Here is a 6,307-nt window from a genome sequence, read left to right on the forward strand (position 1 = left end):
CCTCGTGTAAGTTTGGGGAGAGCAATTATGATATTTCCGAAATTTTCTGCATTTGGGTATTACGAGTACCAATTAGACGTAGGCTGGGTGGACAAACTTCCTAAATCAATCAATTTTAGCAAAGAAATTGTTTGGAGTGCCGGAGTAAATTATTTACTGTCAAAAAATTTCTCCCTGCTTGGAAGTTACGACAATAGGTTTGGAGGTGGCGGCGGACTTTCGATCAGATTTTAAGTTTTTTATCATGAAGTAATACATAAAATGATAAACCGAAAACAGTATGAAAATTAAAAGGAATGAAAAAATAAAAGTAGCGTAAACCTGCTGTCAAATAAGGAAGTTCTTTTCTGTTAACCATGATGATCAACAATCATCAAAAAGTGTGCTCTTAGATTTTATCATTCATAATTTTTATTAAATATAAAATCATAATGCAATATGGATAAAGTAGCCTGGCTTTCTATTTTACCGCCGCTGTTTACGATTGCCATTGCAATCTGGACTAAAAAAATAATCCCTTCTCTTTTAATCGGATTATTATTGGGAAGCTATCTATTGAATCCAACTGTCTCAGGTGGTTTTGAAACTGCCGTTGACCAGGTTGTTAAAACATTAACTGATAAGGATAGTTTGCAGGTACTTTTGTTTTTGTACCTGTTCAGCGGTTTAATTGCATTGATAAAAAAATCAGGCGGCATAAAAGCTTTTTCAAACCTGGCAGAAAAACATATTGAGAGTAAGAAGGGTGTTTTTTTTACAGTATGGGCTTTGATTCCGGTTACTTTTATTGATTGTGGATTTAGAGTGGTGGGGGCAGGTTCCATTACCCGCTCACTGGCTGAAAAAAATAAGATTGCAAAAGAACGGCTGGCATTTATGCTTAACAATACAGCCAGCCCTGTTGTAGAATTGATACCAATTGCCACTACGTTCGTTGGATTTAATGTTGCAATTATTGGTCAGGGATTGCAAGCTGCAGGCGTTGCAGAAAATAATTCCGCCTATGCAGTCTGGCTAAAAGCCATTCCATTTGAATTTTTCAGCATTGCGGTAATTGTTATAACTTTTCTTTCCATCTTTTTTCAATTTAAGAAATCTGGCAGCAATACAAATGAAACCAAAAGTATAAAGGATAACGGGGGGATGAAGATGGATATGGCAGAGGATAAACCGATAATAAAGCCAAGGGTTATCAATCTTATTGTACCCTTGTTGAGTGTAATATTGTTAAGTATTTTTTTCTTCTGGTTTTTTGGGAAAGATAAACCGGGCAACGATTCTTTTATATCAGCAATATCCAACACAGAACCAAACAGGGCTATGCTGGTTGCACTTTTTATCAGCATAGCGATATCCACTATATTTTATTTTTTCCAAAAATATAGTATAAAAAAAATGACAGCCGATGTCATATCAGGTGGAAATGAAATTATCACGACGTTGGTTATTCTTGCATTGGCCTGGCCCCTGGCTGTTGTTTCACAGGATTTGGGTTTAAGCATTTTCATAAAGCAGCAAGTAGGAAACTCAATGCCAGCATGGAGTGTTCCTGTTTCACTTTTTTTGTTATCGGGTGCTGTAACTTATTTTATAGGATCAGGATGGGGAGCGGCTTCATTGATTATGCCCCTTGCAATAATGCTCGCTGTTTCGGTTAGTTCAAGCATTCCGCTTTGTGTTGCTGCAGTAATCACCGGAGGAACCTTTGGAGATGTTTCTTCACCTGTTGCAGGTATGACCAATATGTCGTCTAACATTGCCGGGGCCGACCATTCAAAATATATAAAATATTTAAACCCTTACAATTTTATGGCAGCGGGTATTGCAGGCATTTTATTTTTGATAGCGGCATTTATTTTATAACCATAAAAAAATAAATAAGATGAAAAAAATTAAAGTAGCAGTAAACGGATATGGCGTAATAGGCAAAAGGGTAGCTGATGCGGTGACCATGCAGGATGATATGGAACTGGCAGGTGTTTGTGATGTGATTACAGACTGGCGTATTAAAATTGCCGAAGAAAGAAAATATCCTGTTTTTGCCTTTGATGAAACATTTCAAAAAAATATGAAAGATGCAGGTATTAAAATTGAAGGCACTTTAATTCAACTATTAGAAACTGCTGATATTATAGTGGACTGCACACCGAAAAAAATCGCCGCACAAAATATTACACAATACAGGAAGTTGAATAAAAAATTTATTGTGCAGGGTGGAGAAAAACATGAAACAACCGGGCATTCTTTCAGTGCCGAAAATAATTATGAAACAGCTTTAGGGCTCGACAGTACCCGGGTGGTTTCCTGTAATACAACTTCTATTATCAGAACCCTTACGGCGTTAAAAAACGCGGGCTTATTAAAAAAAGCAAGAGGCACTTTGCTTCGCAGGGCAACCGATCCCTGGGAAAGCCACCTGGGTGGAATTATGAATACATTGTTGCCCGAAAAAGATATACCGAGTCACCAGGGGCCGGATGCTCAAAGTGTTGACCCCTCGCTGGATGTGATTACAGCAGCGGTTAAAGTGCCGGAAACCTTAAGCCATCTGCATTACTGGAATGTGACGCTCACAAAAAACGCAACAAAAGAAGAAGTGCTGGACGCATTTGATAAATCCTCACGAATAGCTATGATCAATTATGGGGATGGGTTGCCAGCAAATAATTCCATCAAAGAATTAATGTTGTCGCTTAACCGCCCTTATGGCGACATGTATGAAGTGGCGCTATGGAAAGATATGTTGAAAGTAGTGGGGGATGAATTGTTTTATGCTTATGTGGTAGATAACCAGGCCATCGTAATACCGGAAACCATTGATGCGATAAGGGCATTGACAGGCATTGAAAATGATGCGTTAAAATCAATCCAGAAAACAAATGCCAGTTTAGGAATTAAACAGTCATTTTATTAATGAACTGAAAATTGTAGACTCTAAAAAGAAAGTTGCAAACAAACAATCTGGGCGGGCAACAGTGAAGCTAAAAAAATACATTAAAATAAAATATTACGCAGCATCACAGTAAATCCTTTCACAAATAAAATAAAAGTAAAATGCAAAAAACTACAAATGATCAAGGCAATCCCGATACTGCAAAAAATCAAAATGCGGAAGCTACGAAAACCTACACCTGTTCAATGCATCCGGAAGTGGTTTCAGATAAGCCAGGGAAATGCCCAAAGTGCGGTATGGAATTAATAGAAAAAAATTCTTGAAAATAAAATATTTAAACAGGCGAAAGGAGGGGTTCAGGTATGAGCAATAACACGCAGGACATTGATACATTGGAAAATCTCCAAAAGGAAACTTTTGGTTATTTCCTACATGAAACTAACCCTGCAAATGGATTGGTGATTGACAAGACTGCTCCGGACTGGCCTGCCAGCATTGCCTCAACAGGACTGGCATTGGCCTGTTACCCGGTTGGCGTTAAACGGGGATTTATGTCAAGGGCTAAAGCAGTTGAAAAAACACTTGCTACGTTGCGTTTCTTTTGGAACAGTCCGCAGGGGCCCGAACATGACGCAACAGGCTATAAAGGTTTTTATTATCATTTTCTTGATATGAAGACCGGGCGTCGTTTATGGGATTGCGAATTATCTACAGTAGATACTGCGTTTTTGTTGGCCGGTGCATTAACAGCGGGAATTTATTTCGATGCTGATACAGATGATGAAGCAGAGATCCGCAAGCTTGCTGATGCACTTTGCCAAAGGACCGATTGGCAATGGGCGCAAAACAAGGGAGAAACGCTCACACATGGCTGGAAACCGGAAAGCGGTTTTCTTCCTTACCGTTGGGAGGGATATGACGAAGCACTGCTGTTATACATACTGGCACTCGGTTCGCCAACTTATCCATTGCCGGTAAGTAGTTATAATGCCTGGACTTCCACTTACCGGTGGGAAGAAATTTACGGATATGAATATCTGTATGCCGGGCCATTGTTCATTCACCAGTTATCGCATGTATGGATCGACTTTCGTGGTATTCAGGATGACTTCATGCGTAAAAAAAATAGTGATTATTTTGAGAATAGCCGACGTGCAACTTACGTGCAACAGCAGTATGCAATAAACAATCCACTCAAGTTCAAGGACTATGGCCATTATGCCTGGGGAATTACGGCAAGCGAAGGCCCGGGCCCGGGCAATATTAAAATTAACGGTATCGAACGGGAATTTTTCGATTATGTGGGGCGGGGCGTACCCTACGGACCGGATGATGGAACGCTTTCGCCTTGGGCATTAACAGCATCGTTGCCATTCGCACCCGAAATAGTTATGCCAGCACTAAACCATTGCATTCATCAGGCCAAGATGACGCAGTTTAATTCTTATGGGTTCAAAGCATCTTTCAATCCTTCACATCCCGGAGAACCCGGAAATCCTTATGGATGGTGGGTTTCACCCTGGCATTTCGGAATTAATCAGGGCCCAATTATTCTGATGATTGAAAACTATCGTTCCCATTTTATTTGGAAACTGATGAAGCGGTGTCCTTATCTCGTTAAGGGACTACAAAGGGCAGGGTTTAAGGGCGGATGGTTACATACAGCGATGCTGTGAGAATATGATGCCTCGATGGGAAAGATGATTTTAAAGCTCAAAAATAAACATGGTAAAATGACAAAAAATAATTTTAATAAACGCTGATAATTATCAAGCAGATGAATAATTTGAAACCTATAATTTTTTTAGTTCCGGTTATCGCTCTGATTTTAACGGGCATTTTATATTTCTCTTTTTTAAAAAAAGCGACTGATAAGAATGCGTTCAATAAATTTGTTATCATTATAATTGTTCTGTCTTTTCTGCTGAATTTTGCATGGGAGTTAATTCAAATTCCTCTTTATAAAGATTCATTTTACAGTATTGGGCATATAGCTTTTTGTGCTTTGGCCTCCCTAGCCGATGCGATTATGGTTCTGCTGCTCTACTTTGGCTTTGCGGTTATATTTAGAAATTTGTTTTGGATAGAACATCAAAAATGGAATCGTATCGTAATGGTGATTTTGATAGGTGGAACAGGTGCTGTGTTGGCAGAAATTCGGCATTTATCGATAGGGACATGGGCTTATTCCGGTTCAATGCCCATCATTCCTGTTATTAATGTTGGGATTTCTCCCGTATTGCAATTTATGGTCCTGCCTTTGCTAATCTATTTTCTAAGCTTTTATTACTTAAAAAAATTTGAGAAAAATTAGAGAAACAGTCATTAAGCAATACAGGGATTATATAACAACAATTCAAAATTATAAAACAATGAAAGTTTATGAAAACAAGCAATATTAATATACACGACATGCTATCAGTATGGAGAGTAGAGGAAGTGGAAAAACACATCAGTGAAGTGCCGGGTGTAGAAAGTGTTACTGTGAATTTCGCTGCTGAAAATGCTACTGTACGCTACGATGAAACCCACCTTGATGTTGCAGATATTAAATCAGCTGTACGGCAAAGAAGTTATGAATCTTTTGCCCAAGAACAATCGACCGACAAGCCTGCAAAAGTGAAAGCCGAAGCATCGGCAACTCCGCCTTCTGAAAAACCCCCGGAAGAAAAGGACAAACCTGAAACCAAATCCCCGGTAAAAGCGGAAAACCCTGACATGACTCCGCCGACCGACACGGCAGTAGAACCAGCAAAAAGAAAAGAGGAAGAAAAGTCAGTTGTTGTTGAACCGCAGGATGGAAAGGGCAAAGCTGAAACGAAATCTCCGGCAAACACGGAAAATACTGACGCTACTCCGCCGACCGACACGGCAGTCGAACCAGAGAAAGAAAAAGAAGAAGAAAAGTTAACTGAAGTTAAACCGACGGAGGAAAAAAACAATTCTGAAACCAACCCAACTGCAATTGAGGAGAAGAAAGAGGAAGATAGTTCCGGTATGGATCACAGTAAGATGGATCATTCAAAAATGGACCACTCGAAGATGGAAGACCCAAAATCGGACGACCATAGTAAAATGGACCACTCTAAGATGAGCCACAACGACATGAAACATAGTGATAATCCATCAATGGGCCACGCCGGGCATGACCATCATGCAATGATGATTGCTGATTTTAAAAAGCGTTTTTATATAGTGCTGGGATTAACTATTCCCATCATGCTGTTATCAACCATGATACAGCAGTTTATGGGAGTGGATTGGCAGTTTGCGGGTTCTTCTTATATTTTGTTTGGTTTATCAACCGTAGTGTTTATTTATGGAGGCTGGCCTTTTTTAAAGGGCCTTGTAACTGAATTAAAGGATAAAAATCCCGGCATGATGACCCTGATTGGGTTTGCTATTTCAGTAGCA

7 protein-coding genes are annotated in these 6,307 nt (G+C 39.5%); all 7 read left to right on the forward strand.

The annotated features are described in order from the left end of the window. Positions 1-234, forward strand: a 234-nt coding sequence (locus H7254_RS15605) for a hypothetical protein (protein WP_301933843.1), incomplete at its 5' end; no start/stop codon positions are given. 204 nt (positions 235-438) lie between these two features. After that, positions 439-1,863, forward strand: a complete 1,425-nt coding sequence (locus tag H7254_RS15610) for a Na+/H+ antiporter NhaC family protein (RefSeq protein ID WP_301933844.1) — start codon at positions 439-441, stop codon at positions 1,861-1,863. 19 nt (positions 1,864-1,882) lie between these two features. After that, positions 1,883-2,914 (forward strand): type II glyceraldehyde-3-phosphate dehydrogenase, encoded by a 1,032-nt coding sequence (locus H7254_RS15615; protein ID WP_301933845.1) that lies wholly within the window; start codon positions 1,883-1,885, stop codon positions 2,912-2,914. Between the two features lie 140 nt (positions 2,915-3,054). Further along, positions 3,055-3,216, forward strand: a complete 162-nt coding sequence (locus H7254_RS15620; RefSeq protein WP_301933846.1) for a heavy metal-binding domain-containing protein — start codon at positions 3,055-3,057, stop codon at positions 3,214-3,216. Between the two features lie 39 nt (positions 3,217-3,255). Then, positions 3,256-4,569, forward strand: coding sequence for a glucoamylase family protein (locus H7254_RS15625; RefSeq protein WP_301933847.1), 1,314 nt, complete (start codon positions 3,256-3,258; stop codon positions 4,567-4,569). A 101-nt stretch (positions 4,570-4,670) separates the two neighbouring features. Then, positions 4,671-5,207, forward strand: a complete 537-nt coding sequence (locus H7254_RS15630) for a hypothetical protein (protein ID WP_301933848.1) — start codon at positions 4,671-4,673, stop codon at positions 5,205-5,207. A gap of 68 nt (positions 5,208-5,275) precedes the next feature. Then, on the forward strand, positions 5,276-6,307 hold a 1,032-nt coding region (locus tag H7254_RS15635), incomplete at its 3' end, for a cation transporter (protein WP_301933849.1).

It is taken from the genome of Ferruginibacter sp., from assembly GCF_014377975.1.
Taxonomy (GTDB): Bacteria; Bacteroidota; Bacteroidia; order Chitinophagales; family Chitinophagaceae; genus Ferruginibacter.